Origin of the sequence: Streptomyces sp. NPDC047117 (assembly GCF_040643545.1) — a bacterium.
Lineage (GTDB): Bacteria > Actinomycetota > Actinomycetes > Streptomycetales > Streptomycetaceae > Streptomyces.
The window spans coordinates 169,388-188,514 of record NZ_JBEYUN010000012.1 but is presented as its reverse complement, the minus strand read 5'-3'; the positions used below and the strand labels follow the sequence as shown (position 1 = coordinate 188,514).

The following is a 19,127-nucleotide window of genomic DNA, read 5'->3' as shown; positions in this document are numbered from 1 at the left end:
GCCAACTCCTTGTGTTGCTGGGGTGCTTCGGGGTGGTTCAGGCGGCGGTTCGGGAGTGGAGGAAGGCGTCCAGCCGGGCGCGGGTGGGGAGGCCGTCGCGGTCGCCGTGGCTGGTGGTGGCGAGCGCGCCCACGGCGGCGGCCCTCGCCAGCGCCGCCGCCGGGCCGAGGCCGTTCAGGTGGGCGCTGATCAGCCCGGCCGCGAAGCCGTCGCCGGCCCCCACGGTGTCCACGACCCGGACCGGGAACACCGGCTGTGCCCAGCTCCCGCCCGTGGCGTCGTACAGGGTGGCACCGCGGGCACCGTCCTTCAGGACGACACGGCGGACGCCGCGCTCCAGGTACCAGTGGGCCACGTCGGCCGGTTCCCGCGCACCGGTGAGGAGCCGGCCCTCGCTCAGGCCGGGGAGCACCCAGTCCGCGCGCACCGCGAGGTCGTTGACGGTCCGCACCATCTCGGCGCGGTCCGACCAGAGCGTCGGCCGCAGGTTCGGGTCGAAGGAGACGCTACGGCCTGAGTCGCGGGCGGCGGCGAGGGCGCGGTGGGTGAAGGCGCGGGCCGTGGGTGACAGGGCGGCGGGGATGCCGGTCAGGTGGAGGTGGCGGGCGTCGCGTACGTAGGCGTCGGCGGCTGCGGAGGGGGCGAGGCGGCTGCCGGCGGAGTGCTTGCGGAAGTACACCACCTCCGGGTCGCCCTCCAGGACGCGGCTCTTGAGCTGAAAGCCGGTACGCGCCTCGGGGTCCACGGTCACCTGGCCGGTGTCCACGCCTTCCGCACGCAGTGCCGCAAGTGCGTGGGCGCCGAGCGGATCGTCACCGACCCGGCCCACCCAGCCCGCGGTGTGGCCTAGGCGGACCAGCCCGGTGGCGACGTTGATCTCGGCGCCGGCCAGGGAGCGGGTGTAGTGGGTGACATCGGCCAGCGGTCCGGTGTCGGCCGCGACGAGCATTCCCATGACCTCCCCGAACGTGACCACGTCGAGTCGGGGCCGGGCTGCGGGAGCGGCGGTGGGGGTCAACGGGGGCCTCCGGCGCGTACGGGGGTGGTGAGGGTGCCGATGCCGGCGACGGTGGCGTCGGCGCGGCCGCCGGGGACGAGCGGGCCGTACTCCCCCGGCGCGCCGGTGAGGACGACGTCACCGGGGCCGAGGGGCAGCAACTCGCCGACGTAGCAAAGGATTTCGGCGATCGAGCGGGCGAGTCCGCCGGTCGATGCGGGGCGGAGTGGTACGCCGTCGAGGGCGAGGGCCACCTCGGTGTCGTCGGGTGCGGGCAGGCCGGTCTCGATCCAGGGGCCGAGCGGGGTGAAGCCCGGCCGGCCCTTGGCGGAGGTCCACAGCGGGTCGCTGCGTTGCAGGTCGCGGGCGGTGATGTCGTTGGCGACGGTCCAGCCGAAGACGGTCCGCAGGACGGTGTCGGGGGTGTGTCCGGCGGGTGAGGCGACGAGGACGACGGCGAGTTCGGCCTCGGCGTCGACGCGTCCGATGCCGTCCGGGAGGCGCACCGGCTCGTGGGGGCCGATGACGGAGCGGGCGGGTTTGAGGAAGGCCTGCGGCGGCAGGGCACGGTCGGCCGGGCCGGTGTTGTGTGCCATGCCGACGACGGTGCGCGGCTCGACGGGGGCGAGCAGCCGGACCTCGGCGAGCGGGAGGCGGCGGCCGAGCCGTACGGGTGCCCGGCCGGCGGCGCCGTCCGCCGCTCCCCCGGCCGCGGAAGGGCCGGCGAAGGGATCGGCGACCAGGTCGGCGGTGTCTCCGTCGATTACGGCGTGGGCGGTGCCGCCGGCGTGGGCGATTCGGGCGATGCGCATGCTGCTGTCAGGCGTCCTTCGGAGTGGGGACGGGCCGGGGCTCCTGGACCGCTGAACTCCGGGGCGCCCGTACCGCGAACATCAGCAGGGCGGCGAGGACCAGGCAGCCGGCCATGGTGAGGAACGAGGCGGCGGTGGAACCGGTGACGTCGTTCAGGGTGCCGATCAGGTAGCTGCCGGCGAAGCCGCCGAGCGCGCCGAAGGAGTTGATGAGGCCGACGGCGGCGGCGCTCAGCTTCTGCGGCAGCAGCTCGGGGATGGTGGCGAAGTAGGGGCCGTACGGCGCGTACATGCCGGCGGCGGCGAGGCAGAGCAGCGGGTAGGAGAGCCAGAAGGCGTCGCCGAGGAGGTAGGAGCCGTAGAAGCCGGCGGCGCCGAGCAGCAGCCACGGCCACACGTACCGGTTGCGGGCGCCGGCCCGGTCCGAGGCGCGGCTGTTCCAGAGCATCGCGGCGCAGGCGAAGAGGTACGGCAGCGCGGAGATCAGTCCGGTGAGGCCGATGCCCTCGTCGCTGCCCGCGCGGACGATGGAGGGCAGCCAGAAGACGAAGCCGTAGACGCCGAGGCTCCACAGGAAGTACTGGAGGGAGAGCAGCAGGACGTTGCGGGAGCGGAGTGCGGCGAGGTAACCGCCGGCGCCGGGCGGCAGCCGGCGCTGTTCGGCGGCGAGCGCGCCTTCGAGGGCGGTGCGCTCCTCGGGGGTGAGCCACTTGGCGTCGCGCGGGTGGTCGTCGATGGTCTTGTGGAAGACGAACGCCCAGATCAGTGCGGGGACGCCCTGGGCGATGAACATGCCGTGCCAGCCGACCCATTCGACGAGGTAGCCGGAGACGACGGTGAGCCAGAGGACGGTGGCGGGGTTGCCGAGGATGAGCCAGGTGTTGGCGCGGCCGCGCTCGCGGGAGGTGAACCAGTGGGTGATGTGGATGACCATCGCGGGCAGCACGGCGGCCTCCGAGACGCCGAGCAGGAACCGCACCACCATCAGCACGCGTACGTCCGGGATGAGTCCCTGGGCGGTGGCGAGCACGCCCCACAGCAGCAGGCACCAGACGATGAGCCGTTTGACGCTCCGCCGCTCGGCATAGATCGCGCCGGGGATCTGGAAGGCGAAGTAGCCGAGGAAGAACAGCGAGCCGAGCAGGGCCGAGACCGAGCCGGTGATGTGCAGGTCGTCGGCCATGCCGCCGGCGGCGGCCACGGAGAAGTTGGAGCGTTCCAGGTACGCGAAGCTGTAGGTCACGAAGACCACGGGCATCAGCCGGGTCCAGCGCCGACGGCTGAGGGCGGCGGCGGACGCCGGGGCGGCGGCCGGAGGCGGGGTCGACATCCAGGAGGCCTTTCTCCCGAGACGGCAGGTGGGCAGAGAGCGCAGTAGTTTTGCCACGATGCGGCAAGGGCTGCCGCAAGCTGAAAAAGAGAATGACGGGCGCGTTTCTGCCTGTCAACGGATTGTTTCCGCATGGAAGAAAACCTTGCCGCGATGCGAGAAACGATGTGCGAAACTGGCGGCATGTCCGCCAGTGCCCCCTCCCCCGCTCCGCCCTCCGACATGGTCGGCAAGGCCCTGCACGTCCTCACCCTGCTCGGCGAACGCCCGGCCGGCGTCACCCTCTCCGAGCTGGCGCGTGCCTCCGGCTTCCCGACCAGTACGTGCTACCGGCTGCTGAAGTCCCTCTCCCGGGACGGCTTCGTGGAGTTCGACGCGCGCGCGAAGCACTACACGCTCGGGCTGCGGGTGTACCAGCTCGGCCAGCGGGTCTCGCACGCGCACGGCTTCACGGGCGTCGCGCTCCCGGTGATGCGCAAGCTCGCCGAGACCTGCCGGGAGGCGGTCCTGATGTCGGTACTGGACGGGGACAAGCAGCTCTACATCCATCACGTGGAGGGCCCGCAGCAGGTGAGCGTGCGCGGCGAGCCCGGCAAGCACGGCCCGGTCCACTGCACGTCGATGGGCAAGGTGCTGATCGCGTTCGCCCCGCCCGAGGTGCGCGAGGCGCTCGTCGAGGACGTCGAACTGACCGCACTGGGCCCGCACGCGCTCACCGACCGCGCCGCGTTCCGGGCCGAGATCGAGGAGGTGCGCGCCCGGGGGCACGCGGTCGCCGACGAGGAGCACGAGCCCGGCATCCGCGCGCTCGGCGTCCCCATCCTCGGCCCGGACGGCGTCGCGCACGCCGCGCTCTCGATCGCGGCCCCCGCCTTCCGCATGCCGCTCGACGAACTCCTGGCGTTCCGCCCCGCCCTGGCGAGCGCGGCCCAGGAACTCGCCGTACTGCTCCCGCCCCGGCCCTTCTGAGACGCGCACCCGGCGGCACTAAAGCGCATTAGTAGCCGCCGGGGTCTGGCCTTCCGCATTCCTCTCTCGCCAGAATTGCCCGCGGCCCGGCCCGCGTTCGTCCGGAAAAAGGGAGAGACCCGATGCACATGACCAGACGTGGCGTGCTCCTCGCGTCCATGGCACTGTCCATGACCGCGGCAACACCGGCGTGGGCGGCGGGTTCCGCCGCGCCGGGCCGACGGCTCGCCGTCTATTACCAGACGCAGTACACGAACGGCACGTACGTCTCCCCGCTCGGCCTCACCGAGCACGGTACAGGCACAACACACGTACTGGTGGCGGCAGTTCACCTCAACGACGTGAACGGGCCGTACGCGCCGGTGCACCTGAACGACGACCCGCCGGAGGCGGCTAAGTTCGCCCCGATGTGGCGGGACCTGAAGACGATGCAGGGGCAGGGCGTACGCGTGCTCGCCATGCTGGGCGGCGCGGCACCGGGCAGCTTCCAGCGGCTGGACTCCGAATTCAGTACGTATTATCCGCTGCTGCGGGATTTCCTGCGCGCTTACGGTCTGGACGGCGTTGACCTCGATGTCGAGGAGCGGATGTCGCTCGCCGGGATCGAGCGGGTCGTCGACGCGCTGCGGGCCGACTTCGGGCCGGATTTCCTCATCACGCTCGCGCCGGTGGCGAGCGCGCTCGGCGGCGGCGGGAACCTCTCCGGCTTCGACTACGAGCAGCTGTACCGGGACCGCGGCGGCGACATCGCATGGTTCAACGCCCAGTTCTACAACGGCTGGGGCAGCATGACCGCCACCCGCGACTACGACGCGATCGTCGGCCGCGGCCTGATCCCCGCCTACAAGGTGGTCGCCGGCGCACTGACCTCCCCGGGCAACGGCAACGGCTACGTCGACGTGCCGGCCCTCACCCGGACGGTGGCGAACCTCCGCGCGAAGTACAGCGGCTTCGGAGGAGTGGCCGGCTGGGAGTACTTCAACTCCGAGCCGGGCGGCACGGCCGCACCGTGGCAGTGGGCGGCGGAGGTGTCGGGCGCGCTGTTCCGCTGAACCGCCCGACACCCGGGCAACACTGCCCTCTTGCCTCGGGGTTGTGCCGACTGTAGACACGGGACGGCGCAGCAGAACCGACCGTACCGCCGGGCCGGGCCCGGCTGAGAGGCAGGTAGCGCATGCCCCCCTCCCCGGACGGCACAGCCCCGCTCAGCGGCGTACGGGTCGTCGAGATCGGCGCCTACATGGCCGCCCCGTTCGCGGCCATGCAGCTCGCCGATCTCGGCGCCGAGGTGATCAAGGTGGAGAGCCCCGGCACCGGCGATCCCACGCGTGCCAACGGGCCGTTCGTCGGGTCGGAGAGCTCGCCCTTCCTCCGGCTCAACCGCAACAAGCGCTCGGTGACGGTGGATTTGAAGGCCCCGGAGGGCGCCGAGCTGCTGCGGGATCTGGCCGGCACCGCCGACGTGCTGGTGGAGAATCTGCGGCCGGGCGCGATGCGGCGGCTCGGGCTGGGCTACGAGGACCTGCGCGCCACCTGTCCGCGGCTGGTCTACGTCTCCGCCTCCGGCTGGGGCCAGGACGGGCCGCTGGCCCACCTGCCCGGCCTGGACATCATGGCGCAGGCCCGGTCCGGGATCATGAGCATCACCGGTGAGCCGGACAGCGGGCCGGTGAAGGCGGGGGTCCCGGTGTGCGATCTCGTGTGCGGGCTGTACGGCGCGCTGGCGGCGGTGTCCGCGCTGCGGGCCCGGGACGTCACCGGCGAGGGGCAGTACATCGACGTGTCGCTCCTGGAATCGGCGGTGTCGCTGACCATCTGGGAGGCGGGCCGCTACTTCGCCACCGGTGAGGCCGGACAGCGGCTGGGGTCCGCGCACCAGACCAACGCGCCGTACCAGGCGGTGCGTTCCCGGGACGGCTGGGTGACGGTCGGGGCCATCACGCCGCGGACCTGGAAGGACTTCGCCACCGCGCTCGGGCTGGAGGAGTTGCTCGACGATGCGCGGTACGCGACCACCACCGACCGCCACGCGCACCGCGACACACTGATCCCGGCGATCGAGGCCGTCACCGCGACGCTCGACAGCGCGGAGATCGTCGGTCGGCTGGACGCGGCCGGGGTGCCGTGCGCGCCGATCTCGACGACCGATCAGGTCTTCACGGACCGGCACCTGGCCGAGCGCGATTTCCTGTGGGACGCCGGCCATCCGCTGCTGGGCCCGGTACGGCAGCTCGGCTCCCCCATGCGGTTCTCCGCGACCCCGACCCGCCGGGACACGGCGGGGCCGGTGCTCGGCGCGGACACCGCCGGGGTGCTGGCGGACCTGGGGTACCCGGCGGAGCGGATCAGTGCGCTGATGGCTGCCGGTGTCGTGCACGGTCCGGACCACGGCCACAACGACGGACAGGAGCGCGGCGATGGATGAGACGGGCCCGGACGACGAACTGCTGGTGGACCGCCTCGGGCCGGTGCTCACCGTGACCTTCAACCGGCCCGCGCAGCACAACGCGATGACATGGCGGATGTACGAGGGGCTACGGAAGGCGTGTGAGCGGGCCGACGGCGAGGACGGCATCCGCGTGCTGGTGCTGCGCGGCGCCGGTGGGAAGGCGTTCGTGGCCGGTACCGACATCGGCCAGTTCCGGGAGTTCCGGGACGGGCAGGACGGTGTGGCGTACGAAGCGGGGATCACCGAGGTCGTGGACCGGCTGGAGTCGGTGACCGTACCGACCGTTGCGGTGGTCACCGGCCCCTGTGTCGGCGGCGGCCTGATCCTCGCGGCCGTCTGCGATCTGCGCATCGCCACGCCTGCCGCGCGCTTCGGCGCGCCGATCGCCCGGACGCTCGGCAACTGCCTGTCCATGAACACCATGTCGCTCCTGGTCCAGCATCTGGGCCGCGGGCGCACGCTCGATCTGCTGCTGCAGGCCCGGCTGCTGGACGCGGAGGAGTCGGCGGCCGCGGGGTTCGTCACCCGGGTGTGCACGGAGGACACGGTGGACGAGGCCGTCGAGGAGACGGTACGCACGCTCGCGGCGCACGCCCCGCTGTCGATGTGGGCGGCGAAGGAGGCGGTGGCGCGGCTGCGCCGGGCGGCCCTGCCCGACGGTGACGACCTCGTCTCCACCGTGTTCGGCAGCGCGGACTTCCACCACGGCGTCGAGGCGTTCCTGCGCAAGGAGCCGCCGCGGTGGACGGGGCGCTGAGGCGCCCCTGCCGCCGCGGCGCGCGCACTCTCAGAGCCACCCCGGTACGACGAAGACCGCCCAGGTGGCCAGCGGCGCGGCCACCGTCATGCTCATCCCCCAGGCCATGAGCCGCCGGAAGACCTGGTCCCGGACGGGTTCGGGGGCGTTGGCGGTGACCAGGGCGCCGCTGGTGGAGAACGGTGAGGAGTCCACCACGGACGCCGAGATCGCCAGCGCGGTGATCATGCCGACCGCGCCGACGTGCCCGCCGAGGAGGAACGGCACGGCCAGCGGGATCAGCGCGCCGAGGATGCCGGTGGTGGAGGCGAAGGCGGAGACCACACTGCCGATGAAGCAGATCAGCAGCGCGCCGAGCAGCGGGGCCTGCACCGAGGCGACGCTGTCGCCCAACCAGGTGATGGTGCCCATGCGCTCCATCAGGCTGACGTAGGTCACGATGCCGCAGACCAGCAGGACGGTGGACCAGGCGCAGCGGTCGACCGCGCCCTTGGCGGCGCTCGGCGAGAAGAGGGCCAGGACGACGGTCACGGTGAGCGCCATGAGGCCGACGTCGAGGTCGAAGAAGAGCGCGCCGACGACGAGGCAGAGCAGGCCGAGGAGGGTGAGGGCGCGCATCCGGTCGAGGGTGACGGGCGCGGCGGCGAGCGGGCTGCCGTCCGCTCCGGTGGCGGCGGGCGCGGTCGCGGGTGCGAGGGTCGCCGCGGTGCCGCCGTTGGGGTACGCGGCCGGCCGGGCCGGGGCTCCCGTACCGCCCGTCGGCCGGTCGTCGTCGGCTGCGGGTGTGCCGGGGCCGCCGGCGGTCACGTCCTGGGCCCGCTGCCCGATCAGCTTGCGTCCGCCGAAGAGGAAGAAGACGAGGACGCTGAGCACCGCGTTGAAGAGGAAGGAGGCGGCGAACAGCAGCACGGGGTCGCCCGGCAGATGGTTGCGGGCGACGACGCCGTTGGTGATGCTGCCGAAGATGCTGATCGGGGAGAAGCCGCCCGCGCTGCCGCCGTTGATGACGAACAGGCCCATGAGGACGGGGTTGATGCGGTAGCGGGTGGCGAAGCCGATGGCGATGGGGGCCACGACGCCGACGGCTGCCGGGACGACCGCGCCGACGCCGGTCAGCACCGCGGTGACCAGGAACATCACCCAAGGGATCAGTGCGATGCGGCCCCGGACCGCGCGGGTCGCGGTGTGGATGAGCCAGTCGACGGTGCCGTTGTTCCTGGCGATGGCGAAGAGGAAGGTGACGCCGACGAGGACGACGAACAGGTCGCCGGGGAAGCCGCCGAAGATGTCGTCCGCGGTCTCGCCGGCGACGGCCGTACCCACCACGAAGGCGGCCACGATGGCGAGGGCGCCCATGTGTACGGAGGTGAGGGTGGCGACGGCGAACACCACCACCAGCGCGATGATGGAGATGACGTGATCTGACACGAGGCTGCCTCGCCTTCGGTCGACGGTCATGAGGAGAGGCGCGCGCGACTCCCCTTCATGCCACGGGGCAGGCCGTGCCGACGGGCCGCCCGCCACCGGCGGCAGGCGTCGTCGGAGCGCGTCCGCGCACGCCAAAGATGTTCCGCATGACGGAACACTTCTTCCGATCCGGGGCGAGTATGTGAGCGGCGCCACACCGCGTCAAGAGGTGCCGTACGAACCCCTCAGCCCCGGCGTCCGCCCGGGAGTTGACCGAGTGCGGCTTCGACCTCCTTCGCCGCCGCGACGACCAGCGCACCGAGTTCCTCCTCGGACGTGGCGGCCATCCGGCTCGTCGGCACGTTCACACTGATGCTCGCGACCGGGAGACCGGCATCGTTCCGTACCGCCGCGGCCACCGCCGAGACGTCCGCGCGCCACTCCCCGCCGTTCGTGGCGTACCCCTGCCGCCGGATCCCCTCGATCTCGGCGCGCAGCCGGGCCGGGTCGGTGATCGTCGTGCCGGTGTAGCCGGCGAGCCCGTCGGCGAGGTAGCGCTCCACGGCGTCGTCGGAGCGCGCGGCGAGGACGGCCTTGCCGTTGGCGGAGGCGTGCGCGGGGAGGTTCTGGCCCAGCGGCAGGATGATCCGGACCGGCTGACTCGTCTCCAGCCGCTCGATCAGAATGATCCGCTCCCCCTCGGGAACGGCCAGGTGGACCGTCTCGTCGGTGCGGCGGCGCAGCTCCTCCATCACCGGTACGGCCACGTCCCGCAGACCGAGTTCACCGGCCGCCCGCCGCCCGACCAGCAGTGCCTTGGTGGTGAGGACCCAGCGGGTCGGCGTGCCCGCCGCGGGCCTGATCCAGCCTGCGGTGCGCAGTGTCGTGAGCGTGCGCTGCGCGGTGCTCTTGGGGAGCTCCATGGCCCGCGCCAGGTCCGCGACGCCGACCGGCTGCCGGGCGGCGATCTCCTCCAGTGCCCGCAGTGCGTTGAGGACGTTCTGCACCCGTTGACTCCCTCCACGGACCGCACCTATGCTCCGCGTGCCACAAGACGATACGTCGTGCCGTCTCACGGCACAAGCGTGGAAGGGGAGTTGACCGTATGACCTCCCGCACCGGCCGCCACTTCCTGCAGATCCCCGGCCCCACCAACGTCCCCGATCAGGTGCTCCGCGCCATGGCGGCACCCACCATCGACCACCGTGGCCCGGAGTTCGCCGAGCTGACGCGCCGTCTGCTCCCCGCCCTCAAACCGGTCTTCGGCACGGCGGGACCGGTGGTGATCTTTCCGTCCTCCGGCACCGGGGCCTGGGAGGCCGCCCTGGTCAACACCCTCAGCCCCGGCGACCGGGTGCTGTGCTTCGAGACCGGTCACTTCGCCACCCTCTGGCGGGAGATGGCCCTCCGGCTGGGACTGGAGGTGGACTTCGTCCCCGGCGACTGGCGCCACGGCGCGAACCCCGGGACGCTCGCCGACCGGCTGGCCGCGGACGCCGCACACCGCATCAAGGCCGTCTGCGTCGTGCACAACGAGACCTCCACCGGCGTGACCAGCCGGGTGGCCGACATCCGCGCGGCCATGGACGCGGCGGACCACCCGGCCTTGCTGCTGGTGGACACCATCTCCTCCCTCGGCTCGATCGACTACCGCCACGACGAGTGGGGTGTCGACGTCACCGTCGCCGGCTCGCAGAAGGGCCTGATGCTCCCGCCGGGCCTGGCCTTCAACGCCGTCAGCGGCAAGGCCCTCGACGCCGCGCGCACCGCCCGGCTGCCCAGGGCGTACCTCGACTGGGCCCCCGTCATCGAGGCGAACGAGCGGGGCTACTTCCCGTACACCCCCGCCACCAATCTCCTCTACGGCCTCGACGAAGCGCTGCGCATGCTCGCCGACGAGGGGCTGCCGGCTGTCTTCGCCCGCCACCGGCGGCACGCCGCGGCGACCCGGGCGGCCGTCCGCGGCTGGGGCCTCGAAGTGCTCTGCGCCGACGAGCGCGAACACTCCGCCTCGCTCACCGCCGTACTGCTCCCCGACGGCCACGACGCCGACGCCGTACGCAAGGTCATCCTCGAACGCTTCGACATGTCGCTCGGTACGGGCCTCGGCCGGCTCGCCGGACGGGTCTTCCGCATCGGCCACCTGGGCCACTTCAACGACCTGACGCTGGCGGGCACGCTCGCGGGCGTCCAGATGGGCCTGGAACTCGCGGACGTCCCCGTCGACCCGGCCGGCACCCTCGACGCGCTGGAGCACCTGCGCGCGGCGTGACCCGACGGCGGACCCGAGCCTGCGCACCCCTGCCGGCCGCCATCAGCCACTCCAACTCTCGGTATCCATTGCTCACTTGGAGCCCCGCCCATGACAGCGATCAGCGACGGCACCCCCGCTCCCCGGACCGCGGCCACCGAGGCGCCCGCCGGTCACGCCCGCGACCTGGAGCGGCGGCTGCGGGAGGACCTCGACGGGGAGGTGCGGTTCGACGAGTACACCCGCCATCTGTTCTCGCGGGACGCGAGCATGTACGCGATCATGCCGCTCGGGGTGGTGTTCCCGCGTCACGCGGACGACGTACGGGCCGCAGTGGCGGCCGCGGCGGAGTATGGCGTACCGCTGCTGCCGCGCGGCGCGGGCACCAGCCTGGCCGGCCAGACCACCGGCGCCGGGCTGGTACTCGACCTGTCCCGGCACATGAACCGCATCCTGGAGCTGGACCCCGAGGCCCGTACCGCGCTGGTGGAGCCGGGCGTGGTCCAGGACCAGCTGAACCGTGCCGCCGCGCCGCACGGCCTGATGTTCGGCCCGGACACCTCCACCAGCAACCGGGCCACCATCGGCGGGATGGCCGGCAACAACTCGGCCGGCAGCGGCTCCCTGCGCTACGGCATGACCATCGACCACATCCGTGCCCTGGACGTGGTGCTGTCCGACGCGACGACCGCCCGCCTCGGCCCGGTGACGGAGGAGGAACGCCGGCGGCGCGCCGAGGCCGCCACGCTCGAAGGCCGCCTCTACCGCGAACTCCCCACCCTCGTACGGGAGAACGCCGACGCCATCGAGGAGGGGTTCCCACGCTTCTGGCGACGCGCGGGCGGCTATCGCCTCGACCGGCTGGCCCGCGAGGACACCCCGTTCGACCTGGCGAAGTTCGTCGTCGGCTCCGAAGGCACCCTCGTCGTCGTCACCCGGGCCCTCGTCGACCTCGTCCCCGAGCCGGCGCACACCGTCATCGCCGTCGGCCACTTCACCTCCGTCGCCGGGGCCATCGGCGCCACCGAGGACGCGCTGGCCTGCGACCCGGCCGCGGTGGAACTGATGGACCGGACGATCCTCGACCTGTCCCGGCAGAAGATCGAGTACGCCTCGCTCGGCACCATCCTGCACGGCGATCCGGAAGCACTGCTGTTCGTCTCCTTCACCGGCGACGACGAGGCCGAACTCCGCGGGCAGCTGCAGCGGTTGGCCGCGCTGTGGGACCGGCACGGCCACGGCTACCACACGCTCCAGGCGGTCACCCCGGCGGAGCAGTCCGCGCTGCTGAAGGTCCGCAAGTCGAGCCTGGGCCTGCTGATGGCGGCCAGCGAAGGCACCAATCGGCCGCTGGCCTTCGTCGAGGACACCGCCGTCGACCCGGCCCATCTCGCCGACTACACCCGCCGGTTCAAGGCGGTGCTGGACCGGCACGGGCTGACGGCGGGCTTCTACGGCCACTGCTCGGTCGGCTGTCTGCACGTCCGCCCGTTCCTCGACCTCACCGACCCCCACCAGCAGAAGACGATGCGGGCCGTCGCCGAGGAGGTCAAGGACCTCGTCGCCGAGTACGGCGGGGTCAACTCCAGCGAGCACGGCGACGGACTGGCACGCAGCGAGTTCAACCGGGAGCTGTTCGGCCCGGACCTGTACGAGGCGATGCGTCGGGTGAAGCGGATCTTCGACCCGGAGAACCGGATGAACCCGGGGAAGATCGTGGACGCCCCGGCCCTCACCGACCACCTCCGCGACCCGGCCCTGCCGCCCGCGCCAGCCCTCCGCACCCGGCTGGACTTCGAGGTGGTCGGCGGCATGCGCGGCGCGGCCGACCGCTGCATGAACATCGGCCTGTGCCGCAAGGCGGACTCCGGGACGATGTGCCCCTCGTACATGGCGACGCGGAACGAGGAGGACGCCACGCGCGGGCGGGCCGGCGCCCTGGTGAAGGCGCTGTCCGAGCCCGACCCGAAGCGCGCGCTGGGCGACGAGCGGCTGCACGAGGTGCTCGACCTGTGCCTGATGTGCAAGGCGTGCAAGAGCGAGTGCCCGCTCGGCGTGGACATGGCCTCGCTCAAGGCCGAGGCGCTCTCCCACCACCACGACCTGCACGGCGTACCGCTGCGCTCCCGTGTGTTCGGCGCGATCCGCCTCCTCAACCGGCTCGGCTCGGCCACCGCACCGCTGTCCAACCTGCCCGGCCGTACCGGGGTGCTGCGCCGGCTGCTGGACCGCCGGCTCGGCATCGCACCGGCCCGGCCGCTGCCCCGCTTCGCGCGGCGGAACCTGGTGCGCTGGTTCCGTGGCCGTACCGCGGCGGCGGGCGCGCGGCCCGCGGGGACGGTGACCTGGCTGGCCGACTCCTTCACCACCTACACCGAGCCGGAGATCGGCCGGGCCGCCGTCGAACTCCTGGAACGCGCGGGCTGGGACGTCCGGCTGGAGAGCGGCGGCTGCTGCGGCCGCTCCAGCCTCTCCAAGGGGCTGCTCGACGACGCACGCGACAAGGCGCTCGACCTCGCGCACCGGATCGCCCGGTCAGCGCCGCCCGGATCGCCCGTGGTCGGCTGCGAGCCCTCCTGCGTGATGACGCTGCGGGACGAGCACCGCGCACTGCTCCCCGACGACACGGCCGTCCGGGACATCGCGCACCGCGTCCGCCAGGTGGAGGAGTTGCTGACCGAGGCGCTGGACGACGGCCGGCTGCGGCTGCGCGCCGACTCCTGGCTGCGCGGGCGGAAGCTGCTGTACCACGGGCACTGCCACCAGAAGGCGGAGGTCGGGACGGCCGCGACGGTCGCCCTGCTGTCGCGCATACCGGGCGTCGAGGTCGCCGAACTGGACGCCGGCTGCTGCGGCATGGCCGGTTCCTTCGGCTTCGAGTCGGAGCACTACGACCTCTCCATGACCGTCGGCAGCGACCGTCTCTTCCCCGCCATCACCGCGGAACCCGCTGCCACGGTCGTCGTCGCCACCGGCGTCTCCTGCCGCCAGCAGATCTTCCACGGCACGGAACGCACGGCCTGGCACCCGGTCCAACTGATCCGGGAGGCGCTGGACCCGGACGCCTGACTCCCACTTCCACTCCGCTCGCGTCACCGGCTTGACCGGTGACGCGCCGCGTGCCAAAGTCATGGCGCACGGCAAGAGCGGTGACGTCGCGAACCGTCGTTTGATCCCGGCACCTGGCTCAGGCATCAGGTCAACTCATCGAACGCGCGGAGGACTTCGCATGATCGACAGGCGTACGTTCAGCAAGTTCCTGGGGCTCGGTACGGGCACCGCGGCCGCCGCCTCTTTGGCGGGCCTGCCCGGCGCCCCGGCCGCCTCCGCCGCCACTCCGCAGGAGGCCGGGACGGGGAACGCACCCGCCACCGGCGCCGGCGGACACACCTCCTTCGCCTCGCTGAAGCAGGTCAGGGCCGGGCTGTTGAACGTCGGCTACGCCGAGGCGGGGCCCGCGCACGGGCCGGTGGTCATCTGCCTGCACGGCTGGCCGTACGACATCCACAGCTTCGTCGAGGTGGCCCCGCTGCTGGCGGCGAAGGGGTACCGCGTGATCGTCCCCTACCTCCGGGGGCACGGCACGACGCGGTTCCTCTCCGCGCGGACGTTCCGCAACGCCCAGCAGTCGGCCATCGCCCTCGACATCATCGCGCTCATGGACGCCCTCGCCATCGAGAAGGCCGTGCTCGCCGGATTCGACTGGGGGTCCCGGACCGCCGACGTCATCGCGGCACTGTGGCCCGAGCGCTGCAAGGCACTGGTGTCGGTGAGCGGTTACCTCATCACCAACCTCGAAGCGAACCTCCAACCACTGGCACCGGCAGCGGAGTACGCGTGGTGGTACCAGTACTACTTCGCCACCGAGCGGGGCCGGCTCGCCATGGAGGACAAGGAGAAGCGGCACGACCTGGCCCGGCTCGTCTGGCAGACCGTGTCGCCGACGTGGGACTTCGACGACGCCACGTTCGCGCGCACGGCCGCCGCCTTCGACAACCCCGACTACGCCGCCATCGTGCTCCACAACTACCGCTGGCGGCTGAGCCTCGCCGACGGCGAGCGCCGCTACGACCGGCTGGAGAAACAGCTCGCCACCCGCCCGGTCATCGAGGTGCCGACCGTCACCCTCGATGCCGAACGGGACCCCTTCACCGCGCCGGGCGACGGCGCCTCGTACCGCGACCGGTTCTCGGGGCCGTACGACCACCGCACCCTGAAGGGCATCGGCCACAACCTCCCGCAGGAGGCCCCCGCGGCCTTCGCCCGGGCCGTCGTCGACGCGGATCACCTCTGAAACAGCGCACACCGGCCACCGATCGACTGGAGATGATGATGGGCATCCACGACCTGGCGGAACACCACACCCCCGAACACCACGCCTCCGCGGCACGCCGCACACGCTTCGGCTCCCTGCCCGCGCGTGTCCGTTACGAGGACATGGTCGAGAAGCGGCCGGCCGCGCCGCGGGACCCGGCGCGTGACGCCTACGACCCCGAGGGCTCGTGGCGGTCCTTCGCCTGCCTGGCGGCGGATCTGGCACCGTGAACCTGCAACACGTCTTCGTCTGCGGCAATCCCGCCCTCGACTTCGCCGCCACCCTTCGGGCCAGACGTACCGCGCGGTTCGAGATGTTCGCGGCACCGGACCGGCTGGCCGCCTGGTACGTGGAGTCCGGCATCGTCGATGCCGTCTCCCCCTGCCAAGAGGCCGACGTGGTGGCGGCGCAAACCGTGCGGGAGGCCCTCTACCGGCTGGTCACGGCCCGGCGCCTCGAAGAGGACTACGACGACGGGGCGCTGGCGGTGGTGAACGAGGCGGCCCGCGTGGCTCCGGCGGCGCCCCGGCTCACCCGCTCCGGACGGTGGACGGCGGCGACGCCGCGGGAGGCACTGTCCACGGTGGCCCGGTACGGGGTGGAGCTGCTCAGCGGCCCGGATGTCCCCCTGCTGAAGGAGTGCGGCAATCCGGAGTGCACCCGTACCTACATCGACCGCTCGCGCGGCATGCGCCGGCAGTGGTGCGGCATGGAGTCCTGCGGCAACAAGATCAAGGCCGCCGCCTACCGGGCCCGCAAGAAGAGCCCCCCGGCCACAGCGTCCGGCTGACGGGGCCTCGGGGGTCGGCACGGAACCGGGTGGGAACCGCGCACCCCGTCCCCCGCGTCTGTGGCCGGCATGAGCGGGAAATCACGGATACGGACCACGGGCCACCCCTCGGACGCCGCCGGCTGCGCCGGATGCTCCCTCGCCGCCCTCGGTGCGGCGACGGCGGCGCTGGTGTGGGCGCCGCACGCCGCGGTCAGTGTGCACGGCGGATTCGAGGGCGAATCCCATGACCCGGCCGTGCTCTTCATCGACCTGCCGCTCGTTCTGCTCGGCGGCGCCCTGCTGCCGCTTCTTGTCTGGGCGCTGACCCACCGTTGGCTGGGGCGGCCCTGGATCGCGGCGTTCGCGGCCGTGGCCGTACTCGGGCTCGGGGAGTGGGCGCTCGTCGAGTGGTGGACCCCCCGAAGGCCCCCGAGCCCTGGTGACGGGCCCGGGGTCTGAGCGTCAGCGGCACTTCCTCCGCCACGTCCGGCTCATTCGGTGTCCGTCTGGACGGCACGCAGTACGGGCACACGGGCGGCCTGCCGGGCGGGCCAGGTGGCGGCCAGGACACCGACGGCGGCGGCCAGCGCGAAGAAGAGCGCGAGCCGGCCCCAGGGCAGGACGAACGGAGCGCCTTCCTGCCCGGCCACGGCGGCGAGACCGATCGCGGTGCCCGACAGCACGCCGAGCGCGGCGCCGAGGAGGGAGATCAGGAGCGATTCGAGGCGCAGGACGGCGGCGACCCGGCCGCGTTCGAGACCGATGGCGCGCAGGGTGCCGATCTCCCGGACGCGTTCGAAGACGGCCATGGCCATGGTGTTGACCACGCCGAGGGAGCCGATCAGCACGGCCAGGCTCATCAGTGCGTACACGATGTTGAGGAGCGGGGTGAACGGGCGTACCGCCTCGCGTCCGGCCTCGGCACGGTCCTGGACGAGCAGGGCCGGGTTGTCCAGGGTCGCGCGGATGTCCTCGCGGAGGGCGGCGGTGCGTCCGGGTGCCGCCTTGACGAGTACGGATTCGGTACGCGGGCCCTGTACGGCGGGGTCGGTGGGGACGTGCAGAGCGCCGAGGGGCAGGAGGGCGGGGGCGAGGGCTTCGGGGCCGTCGTAGAGCGCGACGACCGGCAGCACGATCTTCTCGCCGGTGCCTTCGACGGTGCCGGTGATCCGGGAGCCCAGGTGCCAGCCGTGTGCCCGCGCCTCCGCCCGCGTGATGGCGATACCGCTGCCGAGCCGGTCCAACGAGCCCTCGTAGACGAAGAGTTGTGCGACCCGCCCGACCGTGCGGGGGCCGACCGCGGTCGCGTCCAGGTAGTCCCCGCCGGGCAGTTCCAGGTATGCGGAGACGGTGGGGGTGACCGCGACGGCGTCCTTCAGCCGGGCGATGCGGGCCGCGGCGCCGGTGTCGAGCTCGGCGTAGTCGACGGGCGTCACCCGCAGGTCGGCGACCATGGCGTGCTCGGCCTCCACGGCGGAGGCCTTGCTGAGCGAGGCGGCCGCGACGGTGACGGCGCTCATCAGCGCGAGGCTGATCATCAGCATCGTCGCGGTGGCGGCCGTGCGGCGCGGGTTGCGGCGGGCGTTCTCGACGGCGAGCGTGCCGTGGATGCCGGTGAGCCGGGTCAGGGGGCGGCGGATCAGACCGGTCGCACCGAGCGCGACAGCGGGCGTGAGGATGATCAGGCCGAGCAGCAGGACCGCGCCGGCGGCCGTGACGAAGCTCAGGTCGTCGGTGCCGGATGCCGCGACGACCAGCAGCACTCCCAGTACGGTGACGGCCGCGCCGGCCAGGTGGCGGCGGCGGAGCGAGGCCGGGGTGGGCGGCTCGCCGCTGCGCAGGGCCGCGACGGGCGGTACGGCGGCGGCGCGACGGGCCGGTACGTACGCGGCGAGCAGGGTGACCACGATGCCGACCCCGAAGGCGGCGGCCAGCGGCAGCGGCGCGAGGACCTGGAGCGGGGCGCCGGGCCCGTCGGTGGCGCCGAACAGACGGCCCAGTGCGGTCGCGACGCCGATGCCGAGGAGGTGGCCGAGGACCGCGGCGAGGGTGCCGATCAGCAGCGCCTCGGTGAGGACCAGGCGGAGCACGTAACGGCGGGACGCGCCGACCGCGCGCAGCAGTGCGTGTTCGCGGGCGCGGGCCGCGCTGAGCATCGTGAAGGTGTTGGCGACGAGGAAGGTGGCGACCAGCAGCGCGATGGCGCCGAAGCTCAGCAGGATGCCGGTCAGCTTGTCCTCGTCGCCACCCGATGCCGCCTCCTGCTCGGCTTTCAGGTCCTGCCGGGTGACGGCTCGCAGCCCGTCCGGCAGCACCGCCGCGGCCTCGCGGGCGAGCCGCTGCTCGGAGGCGCCGTCGCGTGCGGTGAGGGTGAGTGCGGTGTAGGCGTCCGGCGCGGGGGCGAACCACCGTTGTGCGGTGCCGGTGTCGAAGAGGGTGAGGGTCCCGCCGGAAATCAGCCGCGGGTCGTGGGCGGTGACGATGCCGACCAGCCGTTCGGTGCGAGCACGGCCGCGTACGACGATGCGTACGTCGTCGCCGACGTGGTGACCGGCCCGGCGCGCTGTGGACTCGTCCAGGGCGATCTCGCCCGCGGTGCGGGGGCCGCGGCCGGCGGTGAGCGGATAGCGCGGATCGCTGCCGCCGCGTACGGCAACGAAGTTGGTACCGCCCGCCGCCTGCCGGGGGCCGACCAGTTCACCGTCGGGGCCGACGACGAAGGCGGTGCCCTCCGCCGTCCCCCGGGCGGCCGCCGCGTCCGGGAGTGTGCGCAGCCGCTTCAGCAGCCGCTCGTCGAGCGCCGGTGCCGTGGCCTTGCCGGTGTCCTCGGCGGAGGGGTCCGGCCGGACGGTCACGGACGCGTCGGGCTGGGCAGCGGTCTGCGCCTGCGTCAGCGCCGTACGCACGGACTGGGTGTAGAGGAGGGCGCCGGAGGTGAACGCCACCCCCAGCAGGACAGCCAGGGCGGGCAGCAGGAAGCGGCGCCGGTGGGCGCGCAAGGAGCGCAGTGCGGTGCGGAGCATGAGGAGGGCCTTCGGACGAGTGCGGACGGGCGGGTCGGTACGGCT

General features: G+C 72.7%; 16 protein-coding genes. 10 read left to right on the top strand and 6 right to left on the bottom strand.

What is annotated here, in order from left to right:
* Positions 1-37: 37 nt before the first annotated feature.
* The 3 genes from ABZ840_RS23700 to ABZ840_RS23690 are packed head-to-tail and all read right to left on the bottom strand — an operon-like array spanning position 38 to position 3,139.
* The gene (locus tag ABZ840_RS23700) at positions 38-1,018 is read right to left on the bottom strand and encodes a sugar kinase (protein ID WP_361562105.1); all 981 of its coding nucleotides are present in this window, start codon (positions 1,016-1,018) and stop codon (positions 38-40) included.
* On the bottom strand, positions 1,015-1,809 hold the full coding sequence (locus ABZ840_RS23695; protein ID WP_361562104.1) for a fumarylacetoacetate hydrolase family protein: 795 nt from the start codon (positions 1,807-1,809) through the stop codon (positions 1,015-1,017). The genes ABZ840_RS23700 and ABZ840_RS23695 overlap by 4 nt, the downstream gene beginning before the upstream one ends.
* Before the next feature lie 7 nt (positions 1,810-1,816).
* Positions 1,817-3,139 carry an MFS transporter gene (locus tag ABZ840_RS23690; protein WP_361562103.1) on the bottom strand — a complete coding sequence of 441 codons (1,323 nt, stop codon included), beginning with the start codon at positions 3,137-3,139 and terminating at the stop codon, positions 1,817-1,819.
* A gap of 183 nt (positions 3,140-3,322) precedes the next feature.
* Between ABZ840_RS23690 and ABZ840_RS23685 the strand changes: the two genes are divergently transcribed.
* The 4 genes from ABZ840_RS23685 (at position 3,323) to ABZ840_RS23670 (ending at position 7,314) form a co-directional block, all read left to right on the top strand.
* Positions 3,323-4,108 (top strand): IclR family transcriptional regulator, encoded by a 786-nt coding sequence (locus ABZ840_RS23685; protein ID WP_361562102.1) that lies wholly within the window; start codon positions 3,323-3,325, stop codon positions 4,106-4,108.
* A 128-nt stretch (positions 4,109-4,236) separates the two neighbouring features.
* Complete coding sequence (locus ABZ840_RS23680) at positions 4,237-5,160, top strand: glycosyl hydrolase family 18 protein (RefSeq protein ID WP_361562101.1); 924 nt, start codon at positions 4,237-4,239, stop codon at positions 5,158-5,160.
* Between the two features lie 122 nt (positions 5,161-5,282).
* A complete protein-coding gene (locus ABZ840_RS23675) occupies positions 5,283-6,533 on the top strand; it encodes a CaiB/BaiF CoA-transferase family protein (RefSeq protein ID WP_361562100.1) in 1,251 nt (416 codons plus the stop codon).
* The gene (locus ABZ840_RS23670) at positions 6,526-7,314 is read left to right on the top strand and encodes an enoyl-CoA hydratase (protein ID WP_361562099.1); all 789 of its coding nucleotides are present in this window, start codon (positions 6,526-6,528) and stop codon (positions 7,312-7,314) included. Before ABZ840_RS23675 ends, ABZ840_RS23670 begins: the two co-directional genes overlap by 8 nt.
* A 30-nt stretch (positions 7,315-7,344) precedes the next feature.
* Here ABZ840_RS23670 and ABZ840_RS23665 read toward each other — a convergent pair whose 3' ends face one another.
* Both ABZ840_RS23665 and ABZ840_RS23660 read right to left on the bottom strand, forming a co-directional pair.
* A complete protein-coding gene (locus tag ABZ840_RS23665) occupies positions 7,345-8,742 on the bottom strand; it encodes an SLC13 family permease (protein WP_361562098.1) in 1,398 nt (465 codons plus the stop codon).
* Between the two features lie 224 nt (positions 8,743-8,966).
* Positions 8,967-9,728, bottom strand: coding sequence for an IclR family transcriptional regulator (locus ABZ840_RS23660; protein ID WP_361562097.1), 762 nt, complete (start codon positions 9,726-9,728; stop codon positions 8,967-8,969).
* A 98-nt stretch (positions 9,729-9,826) separates the two neighbouring features.
* On the opposite strand from ABZ840_RS23660, the gene ABZ840_RS23655 reads away from it, so the two are divergent.
* From ABZ840_RS23655 to ABZ840_RS23630, 6 genes are all read left to right on the top strand, one after another.
* Positions 9,827-10,993, top strand: coding sequence for an aminotransferase class V-fold PLP-dependent enzyme (locus ABZ840_RS23655; protein WP_361562096.1), 1,167 nt, complete (start codon positions 9,827-9,829; stop codon positions 10,991-10,993).
* 90 nt (positions 10,994-11,083) lie between these two features.
* Positions 11,084-14,041 carry an FAD-linked oxidase C-terminal domain-containing protein gene (locus ABZ840_RS23650; RefSeq protein ID WP_361562095.1) on the top strand — a complete coding sequence of 986 codons (2,958 nt, stop codon included), beginning with the start codon at positions 11,084-11,086 and terminating at the stop codon, positions 14,039-14,041.
* Between the two features lie 160 nt (positions 14,042-14,201).
* On the top strand, positions 14,202-15,266 hold the full coding sequence (locus tag ABZ840_RS23645; protein ID WP_361562094.1) for an alpha/beta hydrolase: 1,065 nt from the start codon (positions 14,202-14,204) through the stop codon (positions 15,264-15,266).
* A 38-nt stretch (positions 15,267-15,304) separates the two neighbouring features.
* Positions 15,305-15,517, top strand: coding sequence for a hypothetical protein (locus tag ABZ840_RS23640; RefSeq protein WP_361562093.1), 213 nt, complete (start codon positions 15,305-15,307; stop codon positions 15,515-15,517).
* Positions 15,514-16,077: a CGNR zinc finger domain-containing protein gene (locus ABZ840_RS23635; protein ID WP_361562092.1), complete on the top strand. Its 564-nt coding sequence runs from the start codon at positions 15,514-15,516 to the stop codon at positions 16,075-16,077. The genes ABZ840_RS23640 and ABZ840_RS23635 overlap by 4 nt, the downstream gene beginning before the upstream one ends.
* Positions 16,078-16,146: 69 nt before the next feature.
* Entirely contained in the window at positions 16,147-16,518 is a 372-nt protein-coding gene (locus ABZ840_RS23630) for a hypothetical protein (protein ID WP_361562091.1), read from the top strand.
* A 32-nt stretch (positions 16,519-16,550) separates the two neighbouring features.
* On the opposite strand, the gene ABZ840_RS23625 is transcribed toward ABZ840_RS23630, so the two are convergent.
* Positions 16,551-19,082 carry an FtsX-like permease family protein gene (locus tag ABZ840_RS23625; RefSeq protein ID WP_361562090.1) on the bottom strand — a complete coding sequence of 844 codons (2,532 nt, stop codon included), beginning with the start codon at positions 19,080-19,082 and terminating at the stop codon, positions 16,551-16,553.
* Between the last annotated feature and the right edge of the window lie 45 nt (positions 19,083-19,127).